The organism is Alteromonas sp. Cnat2-8 (assembly GCF_022348355.1).
Taxonomy (GTDB): domain Bacteria; phylum Pseudomonadota; class Gammaproteobacteria; order Enterobacterales; family Alteromonadaceae; genus Alteromonas; species Alteromonas macleodii.
Window position 1 is genome coordinate 185,851 of record NZ_JAKREX010000004.1, and the last position, 21,898, is coordinate 207,748.

16 protein-coding genes are annotated in these 21,898 nt (G+C 43.6%); 8 read left to right on the forward strand and 8 right to left on the reverse strand.

What is annotated here, in order from left to right; translation table 11 throughout:
- Positions 1–61: 61 nt before the first annotated feature.
- From rlmJ to MHN00_RS11735, 4 genes are all read right to left on the reverse strand, one after another.
- Entirely contained in the window at positions 62–940 is an 879-nt protein-coding gene (rlmJ, locus tag MHN00_RS11720) for a 23S rRNA (adenine(2030)-N(6))-methyltransferase RlmJ (RefSeq protein WP_239301227.1), read from the reverse strand.
- Between the two features lie 147 nt (positions 941–1,087).
- Positions 1,088–2,788: a dihydrolipoyllysine-residue acetyltransferase gene (locus MHN00_RS11725; RefSeq protein ID WP_239301229.1), complete on the reverse strand. Its 1,701-nt coding sequence runs from the start codon at positions 2,786–2,788 to the stop codon at positions 1,088–1,090.
- A 16-nt stretch (positions 2,789–2,804) separates the two neighbouring features.
- A complete protein-coding gene (locus tag MHN00_RS11730; RefSeq protein ID WP_014949532.1) occupies positions 2,805–3,782 on the reverse strand; it encodes an alpha-ketoacid dehydrogenase subunit beta in 978 nt (325 codons plus the stop codon).
- Positions 3,782–4,969, reverse strand: coding sequence for a thiamine pyrophosphate-dependent dehydrogenase E1 component subunit alpha (locus tag MHN00_RS11735; protein ID WP_069944353.1), 1,188 nt, complete (start codon positions 4,967–4,969; stop codon positions 3,782–3,784). The genes MHN00_RS11730 and MHN00_RS11735 overlap by 1 nt, the downstream gene beginning before the upstream one ends.
- A gap of 501 nt (positions 4,970–5,470) precedes the next feature.
- On the opposite strand from MHN00_RS11735, the gene MHN00_RS20475 reads away from it, so the two are divergent.
- Positions 5,471–9,439 carry a S8 family serine peptidase gene (locus MHN00_RS20475; protein WP_275444310.1) on the forward strand — a complete coding sequence of 1,323 codons (3,969 nt, stop codon included), beginning with the start codon at positions 5,471–5,473 and terminating at the stop codon, positions 9,437–9,439.
- A 42-nt stretch (positions 9,440–9,481) separates the two neighbouring features.
- On the opposite strand, the gene rmuC is transcribed toward MHN00_RS20475, so the two are convergent.
- Both rmuC and MHN00_RS11760 read right to left on the reverse strand, forming a co-directional pair.
- A complete protein-coding gene (gene rmuC / locus MHN00_RS11755; protein WP_239246722.1) occupies positions 9,482–10,771 on the reverse strand; it encodes a DNA recombination protein RmuC in 1,290 nt (429 codons plus the stop codon).
- A gap of 233 nt (positions 10,772–11,004) precedes the next feature.
- Positions 11,005–12,534: a fumarate hydratase gene (locus tag MHN00_RS11760; RefSeq protein ID WP_014949528.1), complete on the reverse strand. Its 1,530-nt coding sequence runs from the start codon at positions 12,532–12,534 to the stop codon at positions 11,005–11,007.
- 268 nt (positions 12,535–12,802) lie between these two features.
- Here MHN00_RS11760 and pabB point away from each other — a divergent pair, with 268 nt between their 5' ends.
- The 3 genes from pabB (at position 12,803) to MHN00_RS11775 (ending at position 16,404) form a co-directional block, all read left to right on the forward strand.
- Positions 12,803–14,242 (forward strand): aminodeoxychorismate synthase component I, encoded by a 1,440-nt coding sequence (gene pabB / locus MHN00_RS11765; RefSeq protein WP_239301231.1) that lies wholly within the window; start codon positions 12,803–12,805, stop codon positions 14,240–14,242.
- Positions 14,243–14,304: 62 nt separating this feature from the next.
- Positions 14,305–14,877, forward strand: coding sequence for a CoA pyrophosphatase (locus tag MHN00_RS11770; RefSeq protein ID WP_239246720.1), 573 nt, complete (start codon positions 14,305–14,307; stop codon positions 14,875–14,877).
- Positions 14,878–15,030: 153 nt separating this feature from the next.
- Positions 15,031–16,404, forward strand: a complete 1,374-nt coding sequence (locus MHN00_RS11775; RefSeq protein ID WP_239246719.1) for an L-serine ammonia-lyase — start codon at positions 15,031–15,033, stop codon at positions 16,402–16,404.
- Between the two features lie 87 nt (positions 16,405–16,491).
- Here MHN00_RS11775 and cysB read toward each other — a convergent pair whose 3' ends face one another.
- The gene (gene cysB / locus MHN00_RS11780; RefSeq protein ID WP_014949524.1) at positions 16,492–17,466 is read right to left on the reverse strand and encodes an HTH-type transcriptional regulator CysB; all 975 of its coding nucleotides are present in this window, start codon (positions 17,464–17,466) and stop codon (positions 16,492–16,494) included.
- A gap of 208 nt (positions 17,467–17,674) precedes the next feature.
- On the opposite strand from cysB, the gene MHN00_RS11785 reads away from it, so the two are divergent.
- A complete protein-coding gene (locus MHN00_RS11785; RefSeq protein WP_014976578.1) occupies positions 17,675–18,379 on the forward strand; it encodes a HAMP domain-containing sensor histidine kinase in 705 nt (234 codons plus the stop codon).
- Positions 18,380–18,474: 95 nt separating this feature from the next.
- The gene (locus MHN00_RS11790; protein WP_014949522.1) at positions 18,475–19,233 is read left to right on the forward strand and encodes a hypothetical protein; all 759 of its coding nucleotides are present in this window, start codon (positions 18,475–18,477) and stop codon (positions 19,231–19,233) included.
- A 37-nt stretch (positions 19,234–19,270) separates the two neighbouring features.
- Here MHN00_RS11790 and MHN00_RS11795 read toward each other — a convergent pair whose 3' ends face one another.
- Entirely contained in the window at positions 19,271–20,155 is an 885-nt protein-coding gene (locus tag MHN00_RS11795; protein ID WP_014949521.1) for a LysR family transcriptional regulator, read from the reverse strand.
- A gap of 122 nt (positions 20,156–20,277) precedes the next feature.
- Here MHN00_RS11795 and MHN00_RS11800 point away from each other — a divergent pair, with 122 nt between their 5' ends.
- Positions 20,278–20,985, forward strand: coding sequence for a CoA transferase subunit A (locus MHN00_RS11800; RefSeq protein ID WP_239246717.1), 708 nt, complete (start codon positions 20,278–20,280; stop codon positions 20,983–20,985).
- On the forward strand, positions 20,985–21,638 hold the full coding sequence (locus tag MHN00_RS11805) for a CoA transferase subunit B (protein WP_014976576.1): 654 nt from the start codon (positions 20,985–20,987) through the stop codon (positions 21,636–21,638). Before MHN00_RS11800 ends, MHN00_RS11805 begins: the two co-directional genes overlap by 1 nt.
- The last annotated feature ends 260 nt before the right edge of the window (positions 21,639–21,898 follow it).

Consider the following 21,898-nt stretch of genomic DNA (forward strand, 5'->3'; position numbering starts at 1 on the left):
TGACTTATTTGAAACGGATTAATCAGCAACAATACGCTTACCATTGTTAACTGCACAGCAATCAATTATCTTCGTTTATCCAGGTAACATGCGCTGTAGCGTGATAACCCGTTTCATCGGCACCTAACATACCAACAACGCTTTCTAACGCACTCTCTAAATTAGCATCTAATTGCCAAGGCGGGTTCAAAACGAATACGCCCGAACCATACATTCCCGCATCAGCGGTATTTTCTGCCACGCATATTTCTGCTTTAAAACAGGGTTTACCTATTGCTGCAAGCTTTTCACACATAGCTTCACTTGCACCACTTTTGGCGCCAGCCCTCTCTGACAATAGTGGATACCACACTACGATTTGTGCCTGCTGCCAGCGTTTAAATACCTGTTCCACACCCTTAACAAGGTCGCTATATTCATTCACGCGCTCATAAGGAGGGTCGATTAAAATAGCACCGCGATTGGGTTTAGGTGGCGTGAGTGCGCGAAGCCCTTCGTACCCGTCACGTTTATGGACGTGGCTATTAAGGGTACGCAAACGGGATACGTTGCTGTCTAATTTATCGAATTCCGCAGGGTGAAGTTCCATGAGGTGTAAGTTATCACCGTCCCTTTTCGCTTTTGCGCTTATTGCCGGTGAGCCCGGATATTGCTGTTGTGCTAAAAACGGTTCACACAACGATAGATAGTCTGCCAACAAATTTGGCAAGTCCTGAACACCTTTGTCATCTGAAAGTAAACGGGAAATACCTGTCTCATACTCTTTATTTTTTGACGACATGGCATCGGTTAAATCGTACGCGCCCGCGCCTGCGTGGGTGTCGAAAAGCGTAAAAGGTTTATCTTTTTTCTTTAATGCGTTGATAACGCCAATCCAACAAAGATGTTTGATGACATCAGCGTGGTTGCCCGCATGAAAGGCATGTTGATAACTAAGCACAAAACCTCAGTGAAATTTTCGTTTGTTTATAGTGCTCTATAATAACGTCAACGCGCTTTGAGGTATACAAAACAAAAAAGGGCCAATAGTTTTACTATTGGCCCTTTAAAAATATTGCTACTGCAAATCAAATTGCTTTGAATGATATCACTTGAGGTGCATCAACATTTTTTCCGGCTGAGTTAGGTAACTCATCCATAGATTATTGAATCGCACCATAGTCGCACCATCAATAATACGGTGGTCGCCAGACCAATTAACCGCCATGATATTTTGCGCGCTAACATTCCCTTCATCGTCAAAGCGTGGAAGTTTCTGCGTTTTGCCAAGAGCAACAATAGCAGCTTCTGGTTTATTAATTACTGGCGTTGCGGTAATACCGCCTATTGCACCGATATTAGAGATACTAATCGTACCGCCTTTAAGGTGCTCGCCAGCCACGCGGCCCGCTCTGGCTTGTTCGATAATATCCTGCATTTGAACAGCAATATCTAACAGAGATAGGTTTTGAACACGCTTAATATTGGGTACAAGCAAACCAATTTTAGAGTCTACTGCAAAACCAATATTGTGATCTGCGAAGTAGCTTATCTCAGTGGCGTCTTCGTTAAGCTGACTGTTAACTACAGGGAACTCATTAAGTGCCAATGACATTGCTTTAACGAAAAACGGCATAAAGCTGAGTTTTACGTTCTTCGCTTCAAATTCAGGTTTAAGCAGGTTGCGTAGCGCCATCAGGTTGTCCATTACCAACTCGTCACTGACTGTGAAGTGCGGGATAGTATAGACAGAAGCCGACATTTGCTTCGCCATCGCTGCCTGAATACCGCGTACTTTTTCGGTTCTAACGCTGCCTTTAACCACTGTGCTTGTGCTATTCAAATCACCTTTTTCTGCGTTAGATGAGCTTGGCGCAGAAGATGTCGAATTTTGAGACGACGTGTCAACATTCGAATGTTGTAGATTCAACACGTCAGACTTAAGGACCCGTCCCTTTTTACCCGAGCCTTCCACAGTAGAAAGGTCGATATTCTTTTCTCTTGCAACACGTCTTACCGCGGGGCTAGCCAACACTTTACCTTCTATAGCGATAGGTGGCTCGTATTCGCCGTCGCTGAATTTTGAAGGAGCAATTTGCGCTGATTGCTGACTTGAACCGTTTGTTTGCGTGTTCACTGAACTTTGAGATGCAACGCTTGAAGCGCTGTTGTTTGCCGATGGTGATTCGTCATCAGTACCGCTAGTAGTTGTGACTTCACCGGCAACTTCTAACGCAAACAATGCACTATGCACTTTCGCTATATCGCCTTGCGCGTAATAAAGACGATGCACGGTACCTGCGTTTTTAGCGGGGATCTCTACCACTGCCTTGTCGGTCATCACTTCTACAACGGCTTGATCTTCTTCAATTTCATCGCCTTCAGCCACGTTCCATTTCACAATTTCGCACTCGACAATACCTTCACCAATATCTGGCAAAATAAAGTCTTCGATGTGCTTGCCGTTTGAAGCGCCTGAAGAAGCACTATCATTCGCTGTCGCTGTTTCAGACGCATTGTCTTTTACTTCCGCTTGCGCGTCTTCATGTGTATCTGAGTTAGCGTCGGCATCATCTGGCGTCATAGAGAATAATGGTGCGTGCACTTTAGCAATATCGCCTACCGCGTAATGCAGTTTATTAACCACACCCGCATGCATTGCAGGAATTTGCACGGTAGCCTTGTCGGTCATTACTTCCGCGACAGGTTGATCTTCTTCTATATGCTCACCTTCAGAAACTAACCATTCCAGAAGTTCACATTCAACTATACCTTCACCAATGTCCGGTAAGATAAATTCAATTGTCATTTCATCGTCCCCCGGCTTAGTAGTGAAGCGTACGTTTTATGGCTTCGTACGTCTTCGTTTCATCTGGCATATATTCTTTTTCGTGCGCCAAAGGATACGGCGTGTCTAAACCACACACTCTTGCAATAGGCGCTTCAAGGTATAAGAAACAACGTTCCTGAATGCTCGCTGCGATTTCACTCGCAAAGCCACCTGTTAGCGGTGCTTCGTGGTTTATCAATAAGCGACCTGTTTTCATTACAGATTGCATAACCGTTTCAACGTCCCACGGTAATATGCTGCGTAAATCGATAATTTCACACGACACACCATCTTCAAGAGCCATTTCTGCAGCTTTTTGCAGAATTTCTATTTGCGCGCCCCACCCTAATAAGGTGATATCGCTACCTTCTTGAACAATATCTGCCTTACCTAATGGCAGTTCGTAATCTTCTTCAGGCACTTCCGATACAGAAGCACGGTAAAGACGTTTAGGCTCCATAAACAATACGGGGTTTTTATCGCGAATTGATGCAAGCAACAAACCTTTCGCCTGATATGGGTCACGAGGGATAACAATCTTTAACCCTGGGCAGTGAGCGAAGAATGCCTCTGGTGATTGACTGTGGTAGTGGCCGCCTGCGATACCGCCACCATAAGGTGTACGAATTGTTAGCGTACCAACATCGAACTGACCGCCTGAACGGTAGCGCCATTTAGCCGTCTCATTCACAATTTGATCGAATGCAGGGAAAATGTAATCACCAAATTGAATTTCAGCAATAGGTACAGAGCCTTGTGAGGCCAAGCCGTTCGCGAAGCCAATAATGCCTTGTTCAGTAAGCGGCGTGTTAAAGCAACGCGCCTTACCAAATTTTTCTTGAAGGTGACTGGTTGCACGGAACACGCCACCAAAATGGCCTACGTCTTCACCAAAGACCATTACTTTTTCATCTTCGGTCATGGCTGTGATGAGTGCATTATTAATTGCTTGAAGTAGATTCATCTTAGCCATTATTTTACTCTCCCTGCTGTTTTAGGGTACATCTTCGGGTACTTCTTAATATGCGCTTTCAATTCACTGAGTTGTTCTTTTAAGTGCCAAGGTGCTGTGTCGTATACATCTTCGACAATGTCTTCAATGGCACATACGTCAGTCTTTTCACAACTCTTCATTGCTGCTAAAACGTCTTGTCTTGCTTTATCGACGCGCTTTTGGTTCTCCGCTTCGTCAAACCAGCCCTTGCTGTCTAACCATTTCGCCATACGAGCGATAGGATCTTTTGCACGCCACTTATCTTCTTCTTCACGAGAGCGATAGCCTGTTGGGTCGTCTGACGTGGAGTGCGCCGCTAAACGATAAGTCATGGCTTCAATAAGTACAGGACACTTTTCTTCAATGGCAATACGACGGGCTTCTTTTGTAGCTGCGTAGATGGCTAACACATCGTTACCATCAACACGGATAGTTTTAATACCGTAACCTAAGCCACGAGAAGCAATGCCGTCACCCGCGAATTGCTCTTCTGCTGGTGTTGAAATGGCGTAGCCATTATTACGGCAAAAGAAGATAACTGGGCAGTTTAAAACAGCGGCCATATTTAACCCTGCGTGGAAGTCTCCTTCAGACGCTGCACCTTCACCGAAGTAACAGATAGTAACCACATCTTTACCCGACATTTTTTGACCATAGGCGTAACCAGATGCTTGGGGGATCTGTGTGCCTAGTGGTGAAGATATCGTCATGAAGTTAAGTGGCTTGTCACCATAATGGATAGGCATTTGACGTCCTTTGTTAGGATCGTCTTTATTGCTAAACATTTGGTTCATGAATTGTTCTGTGGTGTACCCGCGATATGCTAAAGCGCCTTGCTCACGGTACTGAGACATGATCATGTCGTCGTCTGAGAGTGCTGCTGCACTTGCAACTGACGCCGCTTCTTCACCCGTGCTTGCCAAGTAAAAACTAATACGACCTTGGCGCTGTGCACCCACCATACGTTCATCCAATACTCGAATGTAATGCATGGTATTAAATATTTTTAATGCTTCTTCTTTGCTGAGGTCAGGTTCAACTGCTTTTTCAATGAGTTCACCTTCGGCAGAAAGGATTTGCAGCATTGGGATATCAACAACCCCTTTAGTAATAATTTCGACCTTATTTGTTGTTTTTACTTCGGCCAAATGATTTCTGTCTTTCACGTTTGTTCCCCTTAAATATGAGGGTTAATAGCGACTTATAGTGATAACAATATGCTAGTTGAGAAAATGCAGGAGCGTCCTACTTATTCATTGGCATTTTTTCAAATGGGTGAAATAGACATACTCAATTAGTCTAAATGAAAAGGATGTTCGTCCTAAAAACGTAAACCCCATGTAAAAAATATGAAAACCGAGTAGGACAATCATTTCTCATTCACATCCAGTAATAGAGTTTCTAACGTTTCAAACGCTTATATATCCAATAATCTACTGCTTAGAACTTCAATGAAAAAAGGAAGTTATCTATGCAACGACTAATCGTCGTTAAATGTAACAAAATGTGTAAATTGTGTATTGCAGAAACACACGTTACAAAAAGAAAAAAAGTGTGCTAGTAATAGATAGTCACAGCGATAAGTTGCGTTTTAAAAAAGGCGAATGACCTTTTAAGCAAACAAAAAAATCGTTGGGCTCCAGGGAACTATTCACACGAGAATAATTATGAAAAAAACAATCCTTAGTACGGTTATTGCTACCGCATTAGCAGGCTCAGCCTTTGGTGCACTAGCAATATCAAATCAATTATCTGGCCACAGCGTTGAACAACGTAACGCCATCGAAGCATCCTTCGACAAAAAGAATATTCTTGCAAATGCAATCCAAGCGGATAGTGATAGCGTACGTGTTATCGTACAACTTACTGACGTGCCTATGGCGCAATTCAGCGCAGTAAATCCAAGTGTAAGCAGCATGGCTGCCCACAAAGGTCAAAAGGTAAATTTCAAGTCAAATGCAGCGAAGGAATATCAATCTTTCCTTGAAGCTCAACAGCAATCGGTTATCCAGTCTATCAAGTCATTCGATAAGTCATTCAAAGCTGACATGTCTTACACAGCAGCATTTAATGGTTTTGCGGGTATCGTTTCAAAAAGTGCACTTGATAAGCTTTCCAGCCTTTCAACGGTAAAAGCGGTATACCCAGACTTAGTACACCATGCCCAAATGGACGCTAGTTTGGATCTGATCGGTGCAGTTCAAACGTGGGAACAGTTCGGCGGCAAGGAAAGCGCCGGTGCAGGCGTGAAAGTTGCGATCATCGATAGTGGTATTCGTCCAGAAAACCCTTTATTCAGTGGTGAAAACTTTACAGCACCTGATGCTGCGACACTTCCTACTGACGACTACTGTTCAGAAGTTCCTGATTTTTGTAACAATAAACTGATTGTTGCTCGCGCAGCAGACATCGTAGAAGGCTTCTCTGTTGTTGAAGAAGAATACGAGAGCCCGCTAGGATTCAATGGACACGGTACGCACGTAGCAGGTACAGCAGTAGGTAATTACGGGGTAATGGCAGAGCGCGATGGCGCAGAAGCTGAAATCTCTGGTGTTGCGCCAGCTGCTTATCTAATGGTTTACAAAGGTTTGTATGCCACACCAGCTAACCCTGCTTCTTCTAGCGGTGCTTCTTCAATGCTGCTTTCTATGCTTGAAGCTGCGCTTACAGATGGTGCTGACATTGTTAATAACTCGTGGGGTGGCGGTGCAGGTGGAAACCCTAACGGCTCTGTATATGAAGACGTACTTGAAGCCATGCACGATGCGGGCGTTGTTACCGTTTTTGCAGCGGGTAACGATGGTCCGGGTGCTGGCACTATTGGCTGTCCTGGTTGTTCAGAAGACGTAATAACGGTCGCAAATACAACAACGGGTCGTTTGTTCGCAAACGAGGTGACCGTCGAAGGCGACACCACTTTAGGTTCTATTCCGGCCCTTTACTCAGTCGGCAACCCTGCCATTGTATTTGATAGCCCAATTACTGCACCTGTTGTTTATGCAGGCGAAGTAGATGCGGCAAACGTAGAAGGTTGTGATGCATTTGCTGCGGGCGCGTTCGATGGTGCAATTGCGCTTATCAGCCGTGGTACGTGTGGTTTCGTGACTAAAATTGAAAACGCAGAGGCTGCGGGAGCAACAGCTGTTCTTATTCATAACGTTGATGGACGCGGTGAAGCGCCAATATTAATGGGCGGCTTAAGTGAAGCTCAAACAATTCCATCACTTATGCTTCCTGCTACACCAGGTTTAGCGCTTGCTAACCTAGCTGAAACTACTGAAGAGTCGCTAAATGTAACTATCGGTAGCGATATTGTTCGCGTTGTTTCAGACAGCCTTGCTGACATAATGAATGAAAGCAGCTCTCGCGGTCCTAACGGCGACCCGACGTTCCTTAAGCCTAATATTGCTGCTCCTGGTACTCGCATCTTCTCTGGCGAATCACCGGATGCACCAGGACACGAAGACCAGAACTTCTCGTTCAAGAACGGTACTTCAATGGCATCGCCACACGTAGCTGGTGCAGCTGCACTTCTTAAGCAAATGCATCCTGATTGGACTGCACAGCAAATAAAGAGTGCGCTTGTTACTTCTTCAATTCGCGATATTTTGAAAGAAGATGCGTCTACCGCAGCAGACAACTTTGACATGGGTGCAGGTCGTTTAGATCTTCCTCGTGCTACAACGGTAGAGCTAACTTATAGCGATTTAAGCTTAGTAGACGGTAACTGCTACCTGAACTGCGAAATGTCTATCACTGTAACAAACACCAGCGATGAAGAAGTTACAGTCGATGCTACAGCAATGTTTAATGACTCAGCTATTTCAGCAACCGTTACACCTCAAATGGCAACCCTTGCAGCAGGTGCTTCTGCTGAAATTATGGTAGCAGTAGATGTAACAACAGCGTCTACAGGGTCATGGTCTTTCGGTGGTATTAATTGGGCAGACACTGACGACACAACAACCGATTATTTCATCCCAGTAGCTATCTATCCTATTAGCAGTGATGAACCATCATTGTTTGACAGCGATGTAAGCACGCAAATAGCAGCTGAAGGTGAATTGGTGGTAACCGAAGCGTTTGCTACTAACACTGATGTAACTGGTATGATCAGCATCACGGGTGAAATTGACCACAAATATGCGATTAACCCTTCTACAATTTCTGCTGTTAAAAACGGAAACCAAGAGCCAGTAAGCTATGACGCTGAATCAGGTACCGTATATTGGGAAGGCGCACTTAACACCGCTTCTTTCTCGATGAACGCAGATACTACTATTGGTGACATACTTGAAGGTTTTGGTCTTGACCGTTACGTACCAATGGCATCTATTGGTGTTGCGCCGCTAGAGTGCTCTGGTTCGTGTGATGACGCTTCAATTGAAGTAAGCCTACCTCGCACTATCACTTACTTAGGTAGCGAATACACAACCATGCAGATTTCATCTAATGGTTTTGTATCGTTAGGTACAAGCTCTGGCAACATTACTACACCGTTTGCAGAAGTATTGCCAAGCCTAAGTGAGCCAAACAATATTGTCGCACCTTATTGGACTGATTTTGACCTTGCGGGTGGCGGTGCAGGCGCTGGTAATATCTACGCAGTAAGCCTTACAACAGGTCACTTTGTTGTTGAGTGGGAAAACGCTCAAATTTGGAATGAAGATGGCACAAGCTTTAACTTCCAGTTGTGGTTTGAGTACGAAACGGGCAACGTAAACTTTGTATATGGCCCAATGGACTCACCTGTTTACGCAACGGTAGTTGGTGCTGAAAACATTTCAGGTAGCGTTGGTACAACGTACGCTGCACTAACATCTGCGGGCCTTCAAGGTACCCTTCCAGTTGAAGGTGACGAATTTGTACTAACTGCTAATGCGGGTGACGAAGTTACTATCAGCTACGCAGGTACTGTTGTTCCATCTAGTGAGTATATGGACGACATGTTGTCAGTTAACGAAGATGCGTCGGTAACGGCTAACATTCTTGCTAACGAAATGGACAGCACAATCATCAATAAATTCACCATGGACTCTCTGTCTGGTGAGTTCCGTACGTTTACGCCTATCACTATTGATAAAGCGCCTCTTGATCCATCAACAGTTGTAATTTCTGGTGAGCCAGCAAATGGCACAGTAACTGTAAATGATGATGGAACAGTAACGTATGCACCAAATACTGACTTCTTCGGTGAAGATTCATTTACATACACCGTTCGTGTTGAAGGTACAATTGATGAAAACGAAGAGCCAGTTGAAGGTGAAATTGTTGGTGAAGGCACAGTAACTGTAGCGGTTGCAGGTGTGCAAGATGCTCCAGTTATTTCAATATCTGCTCCAACTAGCGTTGATGAAGGTCAGTCTTACACTGTAACTGCTTCTGCAACTGACGCAGACGGAGACGACGTGACTATCACCATTAACGGTGTAGAGCGCACTTCGTTCACTGATACAGCGCCTAGTAACGAACAGTCTAACCGTGTAACGGTTCAAGTAACGGCTTCAGATGGTATTGAAACTACTACAGAAAGCGTGACTATTCGCGTTAACGATAAGTCTGGTGGTTCAATGGGCTGGATTGCATTGCTTCTTGCTCCAGCAGTTTACCTACGTAGACGCATGAAACGTTCATAACGTTTTTTGATAAGAGAAAAAAGGCCGCAATTGCGGCCTTTTTTAATCGTCTTGAGAAAGTTGCTGTAAGTGCTGAGACATTCGCTTACTGGGTTGTACGCCAAGTTCTCTAAACTTTTCTATTTGCCTTACCAAGTTCCCTCTTCCACTGGTTAACTTATTCATTGCTTGTTCGTAGTTTGCGTGAGCGGTATCCATCGACTTACCTACTTTTTCCATATCCGTCACAAACCCAACGAACTTGTCATAAAGCTTTGCTGCTTGTTCCGCAATAAGCTGTGCGTTTTGATTTTGGTACTCATACTGCCAAATGTTATTAATAGTACGCAGTGCAACCAGTAAATTAGTTGGGCTAACCAACATGATATTGTGATTAAGTGCCATTGTGACTAAATCTGGTTCTTCTTCGACAGCAATCAGAAATGCAGGCTCAATGGGAATGAAAAGTAACACATAATCCAGTGTCTTTATGCCTTTCAGCGTTTGGTAGTCTTTCGCGCCTAAGCCTTTGATGTGCCCTTTTATAGAAGCCACATGTTGACTTAAAAATTGCGCTTTCTCAACTTCATCATCACAGTTGTAATACCTTTCATAGGCCGCCAAACTTACTTTTGAATCTATGATCACATCTTTATCATTTGGCAAATGCACCACGACATCTGGTTGAAATCGCTTGCCGTGCTCTGATGTTGCTGACATTTGTGTTTCAAATTCATGACCCTCGCGTAAACCAGATTCTTTGAGTATCCGCTCAAGCACTACTTCGCCCCAGTTTCCTTGCTTTTTATTGTCACCTTTTAGTGCATTGGTCAGCGCTGCAGCTTCTTCCGTAATTTTCTGGTTGAGAGCCTTTAAACTTAGAATCTCTGTTTTAAGTGAGGCTCGCTCCTGCCCCTCACGTATGTGTTGTTCTGAGATTTGACGTTTAAAACCATCTAACTCGTTTTTGAATGGCGCCAAAACAGCTTCTATATTGTGTTTTGTTTGTTGCGTGTAACGCTGTTGCTTTTCTTCAAATATCCGATTTGCTAGATTTTCGAATTGCGTATGCAGACGTTGTTCAGATGCATTCATAGACGCAAGCTTATCTTCATGCGCAGCATGAAGCGCCTGTATTCTTGCTTGGTGCGCTTCGTTTTGTGCTTGAAGCTTGGCAATAGCAATACGCTCGCTATTCAAATCATTTTGTAGCTGCTCATTGATTTGCGAAAGCTGCGCTATCTGGGTGGCATTCGCCTGGCCTCGAATAAATGAATAAAGTGAAAAAGCACACACACTTACGAAGGCTATTAGAAAGGAAATGGGTTCGCTAGAAATAAGGTTAATTAACATAGTGCACGATCATACTGTTATTTTGTACAGCACTATAAACAAAATCAGATAAATATACCAACTGGTATAAATTTAAAATGAAATTGGGGCAAAACGTCTAGCACGTAAACCTTTGAAAAAATGAAACTACACAAATGAAAACGGGTGCTATTGCACCCGTTTTTTATACTGTGATGAAAAACCTAATTAGCTTTCTTAAGCAGAACGGCTCATCTTAAGTTTTGCCTTTCTATCTATTTAGATAGCGAGGCATCAAGCTCTTCAATTTTTGCTTTCCAAATGGCCGGACCATTTTTGTGAGCATTGGCACCCGTGCTGTCTACTGCAACGGTTACTGGCATGTCTTCTACGTCGAACTCGTAAATTGCTTCCATACCTAAGTCCTCGAATGCTACGACACGAGATTTCTTAATGGCTTTAGATACAAGGTACGCTGCACCTCCAACTGCCATTAGATAAACCGCTTTGTGTTTAGCAATTGAATCAACGGTTGCTGGACCACGCTCTGCTTTTCCAATCATGCCAATAAGGCCTGTTTTCTCTAGCATCATGTCAGTGAACTTATCCATACGGGTAGCCGTTGTCGGGCCAGCCGGACCAACCACTTCGTCACCTACAGCGTCAACAGGACCAACGTAATAGATAAAGCGGTTAGTTAGGTCAACGCCCTCTGGTAAACCTTCACCATTTTCCATCATGGTTTGAATGCGCTTGTGAGCAGCATCACGACCGGTAAGCATCTTACCTGACAGCAGTACCGTTTCGCCTACTTTCCACTCTTGGATATCTTCTTTTGTTACTTCATCAAGGTTAACGCGGCGAGTGTTTTCGCTTACTTCCCAAGTTACTTCTGGCCAATCTTCTAATTTAGGTGGCGTAAGCTCCGCTGGACCCGAACCATCTAGATAAAAATGTGCGTGACGAGTCGCCGCACAGTTTGGGATCATTGCTACAGGTTTTGACGCAGCGTGAGTAGGTAGCGACTTAATCTTAACGTCAACAACAGTCGTTAAACCACCTAGGCCTTGTGCACCGATACCCAACTTATTTACGCGGTCAAAAATTTCTAAGCGAAGTTTTTCGTCGGTAGTTTGCGGGCCGCGCTCTATAAGCTCTTGGATGTCTACTGGGTCCATAAGGCTTTCTTTTGCAAGTACCGCTGCTTTTTCAGCCGTACCGCCAATACCTATTCCCAGCATACCTGGAGGGCACCAGCCTGCCCCCATCGTCGGCAAAGTTTTTACTACCCAGTCAGCAATATCATCGCTTGGGTTAAGCATTACCATTTTAGACTTGTTTTCAGAACCGCCGCCTTTAGCCGCGATCATCACTTCGATCTTTTCACCCGCTACCATGTCGATATGCACAACAGATGGCGTGTTGTCTTTAGTGTTTTTGCGCGCACCGGCAGGGTCAGCAACGATAGAGGCGCGAAGTGGATTGTCTGGATTAAGGTATGCACGACGTGTACCTTCATCAACCATTTCTTGAACGGTCATGTCAGTTTTATCCCACGTCACACCCATACCAACTTTAACAAAACAGGTTACGATCCCCGTGTCTTGACACAAAGGGCGCTTACCCTCTGCAGACATGCGTGAGTTGATAAGAATTTGCGCCATCGCGTCTTTCGCGGCTTGGCTCTTTTCCTTTTTATAGGCTTCTTCTACGGCTTTAACGTAATCGAGCGGGTGATAATAAGAAATAAATTGCAGGGCATCTTCAATGCTGTCAATGAAGTCTTGTTGACGGATAACGGTCATGACATCCTCTTTTTATTTGGCTTTCGTGGTCTTAGCTAGCTAAAAAAGCGTATACTAGCGCATCTAAAGACAACGCACCATGTAAAACCATGTGCTTGTGGCTAATTCCAGTCATTTTTAAAAACTATGCTGAAGGGATATTTGAAAAAGCAGCCTAATGTGATCGGTTATTAGCCCTTATTTGTTAACGCCAGTTAAAAATAGAAGGAAGTTTGTGCTTAATTCAAGCACCAAACGCCCACGATAAAAAGAAGTACAGAAAACACCTATGTCACACGCAGATACTATTCACGTTCATGTTTCCCGTTTCACTGCAGAGGAATTAGCCGATAAATTAGCGCTAAATTGTGACGAGAACACAGCCGTTTTCAATGAACTTTTTAAGCGAGTCTCTACACACCCATATTCCCTTTTACTAGATACTTCTGGTTCGTCGAAAAGTGAAGGACGCTTCAATATTATGGCATTTTCACCTTCCGCAATTATCGAAGCAAAAGGTGATAATGTTCAACTCATCGATCTAAACACTTCAAAGCGTCAGCAATTGACATTAGCTCCCTTTGAAGCGGTGCAAGCACACTTACATGCGCGCGTTTCAAATGTGAACATACATGCCAGTGTAAATACAGCGCACCTCCCTTTTATTATCGGTGTGGCTGGTATGGCAGGCTATGACACTGGGCGCTTTTACGAAACGATGCCAAGCATCGCCAAAGATGACTACGAAACCCCTGATTTCGCGGTTGGCCTTTATCTTCGTTCACTTATTGAAGATACAAAAACAGGTTACATCTATTATTGCTCCGTTGACAGTCAACCACTGACTCAGTTTTTTTCTTCGTTCAACGACGAAATACCTGAGCCAAAATTCAAGTTAACGTCGCGGTTCGAATCAAATTTGTCTAAAACGGAATATGAAGCTTGTTTGGATAAAATACACGCCTATTTGCGTGCCGGTGACTGCTACCAAGTAAATATGGCGCAACGTTTTAGCGCAGCGTTTGAAGGGAATATGTGGCAAGCATATTGTGAGCTACGCAATCAAAATCAAGCGCCATTTTCAGCTTTTTATAACCTTCCCCAAGGCTGTATTGCTTCCATTTCACCAGAACGCTTTCTACGCGTTAAAGATGGGGTTGTAGAAACAAAACCGATAAAGGGTACACGCCCGCGATTTGAAGACAAAGAAGAAGATGCCGCCAGTGCTCAGAGCTTGCTCTCAGCAGAAAAAGACCGTGCAGAAAATCTTATGATTGTAGATCTGCTGCGCAACGATATTTCAAAGCACTGCAAACCTCACTCGGTGAACGTACCTGCACTCTTTGCTCTTGAAAGTTATCAGGCTGTGCACCATTTAGTAAGTACGGTAACTGGTGAATTAAATGAATCTTCTTCGCCTTTATCGCTTCTGGCATCAGCATTTCCTGGGGGGTCAATAACTGGAGCACCGAAAATCCGCGCGATGGAAGTTATCGATGAGCTAGAGCCACACCGCCGGAATATCTACTGTGGCAGCGTGTTCTATATGGGTTTTCGTGAGGACATGGATTCAAGTATTTGTATTAGAACCGTATTGGCTGAGAACCGTCGATTACATTGCTGGGCCGGTGGTGGTATTGTGCTAGATTCTGTTTCTAGTGAAGAATATCAAGAAACCCTAGATAAAGTGTCTAGAATACTGCCAGTACTTGAATCAATTAACCAATAGCACAGTATTTGTATGTAATGTGCTAGCACAAAGGTAAGCATATAGGTTGTAAGCAAATATCTATGACAAAGAACGAATTCCTATCACAGTTTCACCACTTAAGGCAGCCTCACACCGAGCCAGATTTTCCGTTGCGAAAAACAGGACGCCCTGCGGCTGTACTTATCCCCCTGATAGATTATGGGAATTCGCTTCAATTACTGCTAACCGAACGAGCGCACCACCTCAAGCATCACCCAGGTCAAATCAGCTTTCCAGGCGGAGCGGTCGACGAAGCTGACAATTCTTTTTTTGACGCGGCACTTAGAGAAGCTGAAGAAGAAGTTGGTTTACCCGCTACTCACGTAGACGTAGTAGGAATGTTGCCTAGATACCGAACAATCAGCGGATATGAAATTGCGCCAGTTGTTGGCTTTGTAAATCCTGACTTTACACCGATAATTGACAAAAATGAGGTAGAAAGCGCTTTTGAAGTGCCTCTCGCACATGTTTTAGACAGAAGAAATCATTTAGTTCACACGACGCATCGCGATAAAAAGGCATTTCCAATTTACTTTATCCCATGGAAAAACCACATGATATGGGGCGCAACGGCGGCAATGTTACGCAATTTATCTCATCATATTCATCCATAGCCTTTGTATTTGCTTAACCGCTCTTGCGTGTACTATAAATTAAACTTTACAGCGTATTAGCAAAACTAATCCCTTTATTAGCTTTTCTGTATTGTGGTTTTTCCGTGGTGGATGCATGATCTTACTATTACTTTGTTTTAATTTTGAAAGTTTATGATCAGTGTATTTGATATGTTCAGCGTGGGCATTGGCCCATCGAGTTCGCACACCGTAGGACCAATGAAAGCAGGCGCCGAGTTTGTCACCGAACTCGCTCAGGAAGCTACGCTTTTTGATTCAGTGGATAGCGTGAAAGTTGAACTGTTTGGGTCATTAGGCCAAACCGGTATCGGCCACGGAACAGGAAAAGCTGTTATCCTCGGTTTACTAGGAGAACTTCCAGACGTTGTCGATGTGGACAGCATCGAGACTAAACTTGAAGAAATACGCAACACGGAAAAGCTTTGCCTTAATGGCCAGAAATTAGTGCGCTTTCCTAACAAAAACGCCATTGTTTTTCACCGCCGTAAAACGCTCCCCAAACACGCTAATGCCTTAACGTTTTATGCGTACGCGAAAGATGAGCTTGTAAAACAGCAAACTTATTACAGTATTGGCGGTGGTTTTATCATAAAAGACGAAGACTTCGATGCGACCAAAGCGCATGCGGCCAGCCTGCAAGCATCAGTACCCTTCCCTTTTAAAACGGCCGGTGACCTTCTCGCTCTGTGTAAAACTAACGGCTTAAGCATTAGTTCACTGATGCTACGTAACGAATCAACTTTCAGGCCCAAGCACGAAGTGAAGCAACAGCTACACAACATTTGGTTAGTAATGAAAGCTTGTATTCAACGAGGTATCGAAAGCGAAGGTATTTTACCTGGCGGGCTTAAAGTAGTTCGCCGCGCACCTGGACTATACCGTCGACTTCAAACTGAACACACAAACGACCCTATGCAGACTATGGATTGGGTTAACTTGTTTGCTTTAGCTGTAAACGAAGAAAATGCAGCTGGCGGCCGTGTTGTAACTGCACCTACAAATGGTGCAGCGGGTATCATTCCGGCGGTTCTACAGTACGTAGATAAGTTTATTCGACCTGTTGATGAAGAAGTAGCAAGTCGATTCCTGCTTACCGCAGGCGCTATTGGTATTCTCTATAAAGAGAATGCGTCAATCTCAGGTGCTGAAGTAGGTTGCCAAGGAGAAGTAGGCGTCGCTTGTTCAATGGCTGCAGGCGCGTTAGCTGAAATTATGGGGGGCACAGCTGCCTCGGTAGAGAACGCTGCGGAAATCGGTATGGAGCACAACCTCGGCCTTACTTGTGACCCCGTGGGTGGCTTGGTTCAGGTTCCTTGCATTGAGCGAAATGCCATGGGTGCAATCAAAGCCATTAATGCTTCTCGTCTTGCACTGCGCGGAACGGGTGAGCAAAAAGTATCGCTAGATAAGGTTATTAAAACCATGCGCGATACCGGTAATGATATGAAGACTAAATATAAAGAAACGGCGAGAGGTGGACTCGCGGTAAATATTATCGAATGTTAGCGCCTCGTTCTAACTAGACAATATGTGAAATGCAAAAAAGGGGCAATTAGCCCCTTTTTTAATGAACGTTTTCAACAAGCGCTGCGTTTACTTTACTGGAAGCGTCACGCCTTTAAACATTTTTTCTACTTCTTCGTTATTTTTCAGCATCATAGCCTTCTCAACCTTGTCCTTGGTCAGATGAGGCGCAAAACGCTCAATGAAGTCGTACATATAACTTCTTAAGAACGACCCTTTTCTGAATCCAATTTTCGTCGTGCTGTAATCGAACAGGTGACTAGCATCTATCTTCACAAGATCATCATCTAATTCTTCGCTTACCGCCATCGACGCAATAACACCAATACCGACACCTAAGCGAACATAGGTTTTAATAACGTCGGCATCTGTTGCGGTAAACACGATTTTAGGTGTTAGCCCTGCCCTTTCAAACGCTTGATCTAATTCAGAGCGCCCGGTGAAACCGAAAACATAAGTAACCAACGGATATTTGGCAATGTCTGAAATATCGATAGTGCCCTTTTTCGACAAGGGATGGTCCTTGTTTACTATTACACTGCGATTCCAGTGATAACAAGGAAGCATGACTAAATCGTTGTACAAGTGGAGAGCCTCGGTAGCGATAGCAAAATCGGCTTCGCCCTTGGCAGCCAGGTCGCTAATTTGAGACGGCGTGCCCTGATGCATGTGTAATGACACTTTTGGATACTTGCTCATGAAACCCTGAATAACATCAGGTAATGCATAACGGGCTTGCGTATGCGTAGTCGCAATATTGAGTTTACCTTGATCTGGAAGCGTGTGCTCCCTTGCTACCGCTTTAATACTCTCTACTTTGGCTAGTATTTCACGAGCTATATTGATTACATCATTACCCGCGTCTGTTACGTGTGTTAAATGCTTACCGCTACGGCCAAAAATCTGAACACCTAGTTCATCTTCCAACATGCGAACTTGTTTGCTGATACCCGGCTGTGAGGTATATAAACTTTCTGCTGTTGCTGACACGTTCAAATTGTTATTGAGGACTTCTACGATATACCGTAGTTGCTGTAGCTTCATATTTTACACCGTTTAATGCGATAGACTGACACTGTACTCCCCCCGTTATAACCAAAACCACCTTTTTTTACTAGTTGCTATTACGAAATTGGCATTATAAAGTTGAAAATAATTGAATTTTTGCATTTTCGAGTGGGATTTATTCGCCTTTGTCCGATTTCTTCTACATTATGGGTAGGTGATTAAAAAGCACGGTGTTAGATAGATAATGAGTAGCAGTAAACAAGTTACATCCACAATTGATTTTTCATCGGTGTTGGCAGCTGCTGTGCACGATATGAAAAATTCACTTTTTCTCCTTATTCAATCTATTGAAACACTCAGCGACGCCCTTTCTCCTCACGACGAGAAAGCTAGAGAGCAGGTTGCGAGTGTTCATTATGAAGCATCCAGGCTCAACACCAATCTCGTTCAAGTACTCTCTTTGTACAGGGCTGAATTAGAAAGTTTACCCATTACCGTTGACGAAAGTTTCATCAAAGATTTGGTTGAGGATGTTGTTGGCTCTAATGCGTTATATGTATCGCAGAAAAATATTGATATAAGCATCGCTATCGAAGATGACCTTAGCTGGTACTTAGACAGTGAGTTAATTTATTTGTTATTAAACGATGTAATCATTAACGCAATGCGCTATGGAACATCCAAAATAATAGTAAGTGCCAAGGCAGACGAGAACGACTTCATGACCATTAAAATAGAGGATGATGGTCGTGGCTATCCCGAAGCGATGTTAACCAAAAGCCACGAAGAGCTCTGTGATTTTGAGTTAAGCCAAGGAAGAACGGGGTTGGGGTTATTTTTTGCGAAGTTAATTGCAAACGCACATTCTCAAGGAGATAAAGTGGGCTCAATTGCCCTTTCCAACGGCGGGAGTCTCGGTGGAAGTGTATTTGAAGTAAAAATACCGTAAGATTGACCGATAACATTAAGTAATACAAAAAGTAACGCTCGTACGTAGTAATACGTTAACGTTATAAAAAATAAAAAACAGACGGAAACACACGCATGTACGTGATTATTATTATATTAATTGTTGTTTTGCTAATCGCAGCTATCTTTATCAATGCAATGCAACAACATCGTCAAAAGCAAGAGGCTGAGCGCAGAACTGAACTTGCGAAACAGCGTACTATTGTCGACGAAACTGAGAACGTTATTGCCGCCTGTGTAAACATGCCTGTTTCTTCGCGCATTATGGGCATACTTCACAATCGTATTCTAAATGCCTTGAAAGCGATGAACGATTTATCGAGTACATCTGAACTAAAACAGCGTATCTCAAGCAGTGAGCAAGCAACCGCCGCTGCTCTTTCGGACAATAGCGGTATCACTAACGATTTCGCGTTACCCGACAATGACAAAATGATCATTCAATACATTCAGGCCGTTAAGAAACTGCGCATTATTCTTCGTTCAGAACATAGCAAAGGGCAAATTGATTCTAAAGTATTCATGGATGAAGATAAGCAGCTTGAACGCTTGCAGGTAAAAGTAAATGTAGAAACATTGATTAAGCGCGGCCGCGCTGCACTTCAAACCAATATGCTTGGGTCAGCCAGACAGTATTTTGAAAAGGCGAAAAACGCACTAGAAAATCAAAATCCCCAAGACGAATACTCAATGTCTAAACTTGCTACACTTAACGAGTGGTTACACGAAATCCAAAGCAACCTTAAGAGCGTGAACGAAAAAGATCGCGCCAAGAAGCAAGAAGAAGAAAGAGACGAATTAGACGAGTTGTTCGCACCTAAGAAGAAGTGGTAGGTCGAACCTTTTCTTAGAAACTATAAAGCGCATTATTTCACTCATAATGCGCTACGGCCATGTCCCACATAGATTGAGCCGGCAGCGATAACCCTTTTCGCGCATTTCGAATTATTCCAATATTTTTCACCAGAGGCATGTCACTAATTTCTTTTGTTACTAGCCCCAATCCCTCCATTTGCGCTTTACAAATCGCCGGCATAATAGATATACCTAAACCATTTAGAATAAGCTTTCCTAGTGTAGATAGCTGCCCCGTTTCCGCGATTATATTTAGCTCACCATATTGTGCTAGCTTAGATTGAGTCCAATGACGTACCGCAGATCCCCTATTCATCATTACCAATGGAAGTTTTAGACAGTCCTGCCAATGCAACTTGTCCCCTAAATGGGCTGATTGTGCTTTGTTGGTCACAACAACAAACTCATCAGCAAAAAGGCTTTTAAACACTAAACCATCTTTGCGCTCTGGCTCAAACGAGAACCCAATCTCGCTGCGGCCAGTAGTAACTTCATGAATTACCTGTTCCATTACTACATCGACAATTCGTAAGTTTACGTTTGGAATTCGTTGATGAAATACTGACAAGATATTCGGTAAATGAGACTCGGCAAATGACGGCATAGCGCAAATGGTAAGCTGCCCTTTCGCCATAGCAAACAAATTTTGAATATCAGAAAAAGTATTGTCCCAGTCGTGCAGTAGCCTCAAAGCATTTGGAAACAACACCTCTCCTTCTGGTGTTAGGCTTACATTGCGTGTATTGCGTTGGAATAACTTACCGCCTAACTGCTCTTCCATTTTTTTAATTGCCGATGACAAAGCTGGCTGTGTTAAATGTAGATTTACCGCGGCTTCAGCAAAGGTTGATGACTTGGCCACTTCTACAAACGCTTTTATTTGACGGTATGAAACATCCATAAACTTTTCAACTGACTTCAACAAATAATAAATAGTTTTTATTAATCGCAAGATTAATTCGATTTTACAAATGAAGCAACAATGTCGATACTTATTATTAACAAATGCATTGGAGATAGAGAATGGCGGGATTTAACAAAGTTGTATCCTCATACGAAGAAGCAATGGCTGGCCTTGAAAATGGTATGACAGTCATTGCGGGCGGTTTCGGATTGTGTGGTATACCCGAAGGACTGATAGGCCAAATTAAGAAAATGGGCGTAGCTGGACTTACTGTAGTTTCTAATAACTGCGGTGTAGATGGATTTGGCTTGGGTCTTTTACTAGAAGACAAACAAATAGCAAAAATGGTGTCTTCTTATGTAGGTGAAAATGCCCTGTTTGAAAAACAACTGCTTAACGGTGAGCTGGAAGTTGAGCTTACACCTCAAGGAACGCTGGCGGAAAAAATGCGCGCTGGTGGTGCTGGCATTCCTGCCTTCTACACTGCCACAGGTTATGGTACGCCTGTTGGTGAAGGAAAAGAAGTCAAAGAATTCAACGGTCGCCCTTATATTCTTGAACATGCTATTACTGGCGACTTTGCCATTGTAAAAGCATGGAAAGCAGATACTTACGGAAACTGTATTTATCGCCATACAGCACAAAACTTTAATCCTATGGCCGCTACTGCAGGTAAAATCACTGTGGTTGAAGCAGAGGAAATTGTAGAGCCTGGTGAATTGAACCCTAGCGAGATCCACACTCCCGGGATTTATGTAAACCGTGTCATTCAAGGTTCATTTGAAAAACGTATTGAACGCCGTGTAGTTAGCAAGGAGTCAGTGTAATGCTTAGTAGAGAACAAATCGCAATGCGCGTCGCTCAGGAATTTAAAGATGGCGATTACGTTAATTTAGGCATTGGTATCCCTACCCTTGCAGCTAACTATGTACCAGATGACATCAGCGTGATGCTGCAATCAGAAAACGGTCTTTTGGGGATGGGACGCTACCCGACTGAAAGTGAAATTGACGCTGATATGATAAACGCTGGTAAAGAAACGGTAACGGCTATCACAGGCGCATCTATTTTTAGTAGCGCTGAGAGCTTTGCCATGATCCGCGGCGGCCACGTTGATTTTACTGTACTTGGCGCATTTGAGGTTGATGTATCGGGCAATATTGCGTCTTGGATGATACCGGGCAAACTCGTTAAAGGCATGGGCGGTGCTATGGACTTAGTTGCTGGCGCGAAGAACATAATAGTTACCATGACCCATACCGACAAACACGGTAACCCAAAACTACTTAGCGAATGTACCTTACCGTTAACCGGTGTGAACTGTATTACGCGCATTATTACCGACTTAGCAGTGCTGAGTGTTGAAGACGGCGCATTTGTGCTTCAAGAACGCGCCCCGGGCGTCAGCGTTGACGAAATTAAAGAGAAAACGGGCGGAAAGCTTGTTGTTCCTGAAAATGTACCTGAAATGCAGTTTTAAACTCTGCGTTTAATTGTGCTTTTCATTTAATTGTGTTTCGCAATGTCGCGCTTATCATTCAGCATTTATGCTCTTGTGGTAAGCGCGCGCCATTGAGTTAACTCACATTTTTGCTTTAACTTTATATTCTTCGTTGAGTAACGATTGTTACAAGCACCTGCCTTCAGTCTGCAAACTCATAAGCCTTTCCAATAAACCTTTAAATGCACCGTGCATTAAGGGATAATGCGCCCGAATGTCATTTTAAAAAGGCTATACCT

Bases quoted from the DNA above. Each gene is read 5' to 3' on its own strand.
- MHN00_RS11770 (WP_239246720.1), top strand. From the start codon at position 14,305: ATGACAAAGAACGAATTCCTATCACAGTTTCACCACTTAAGGCAGCCT.
- MHN00_RS11725 (WP_239301229.1), bottom strand. From the start codon at position 2,788: ATGACAATTGAATTTATCTTACCGGACATTGGTGAAGGTATAGTTGAA.
- MHN00_RS11730 (WP_014949532.1), bottom strand. From the start codon at position 3,782: ATGGCTAAGATGAATCTACTTCAAGCAATTAATAATGCACTCATCACA.
- cysB (WP_014949524.1), bottom strand. From the start codon at position 17,466: ATGAAGCTACAGCAACTACGGTATATCGTAGAAGTCCTCAATAACAAT.
- MHN00_RS11790 (WP_014949522.1), top strand. From the start codon at position 18,475: ATGTACGTGATTATTATTATATTAATTGTTGTTTTGCTAATCGCAGCT.
- MHN00_RS20475 (WP_275444310.1), top strand. From the start codon at position 5,471: ATGAAAAAAACAATCCTTAGTACGGTTATTGCTACCGCATTAGCAGGC.
- MHN00_RS11805 (WP_014976576.1), top strand. From the start codon at position 20,985: ATGCTTAGTAGAGAACAAATCGCAATGCGCGTCGCTCAGGAATTTAAA.
- MHN00_RS11800 (WP_239246717.1), top strand. From the start codon at position 20,278: ATGGCGGGATTTAACAAAGTTGTATCCTCATACGAAGAAGCAATGGCT.
- MHN00_RS11795 (WP_014949521.1), bottom strand. From the start codon at position 20,155: ATGGATGTTTCATACCGTCAAATAAAAGCGTTTGTAGAAGTGGCCAAG.
- rmuC (WP_239246722.1), bottom strand. From the start codon at position 10,771: ATGTTAATTAACCTTATTTCTAGCGAACCCATTTCCTTTCTAATAGCC.
- MHN00_RS11775 (WP_239246719.1), top strand. From the start codon at position 15,031: ATGATCAGTGTATTTGATATGTTCAGCGTGGGCATTGGCCCATCGAGT.
- MHN00_RS11760 (WP_014949528.1), bottom strand. From the start codon at position 12,534: ATGACCGTTATCCGTCAACAAGACTTCATTGACAGCATTGAAGATGCC.
- MHN00_RS11785 (WP_014976578.1), top strand. From the start codon at position 17,675: ATGAGTAGCAGTAAACAAGTTACATCCACAATTGATTTTTCATCGGTG.
- pabB (WP_239301231.1), top strand. From the start codon at position 12,803: ATGTCACACGCAGATACTATTCACGTTCATGTTTCCCGTTTCACTGCA.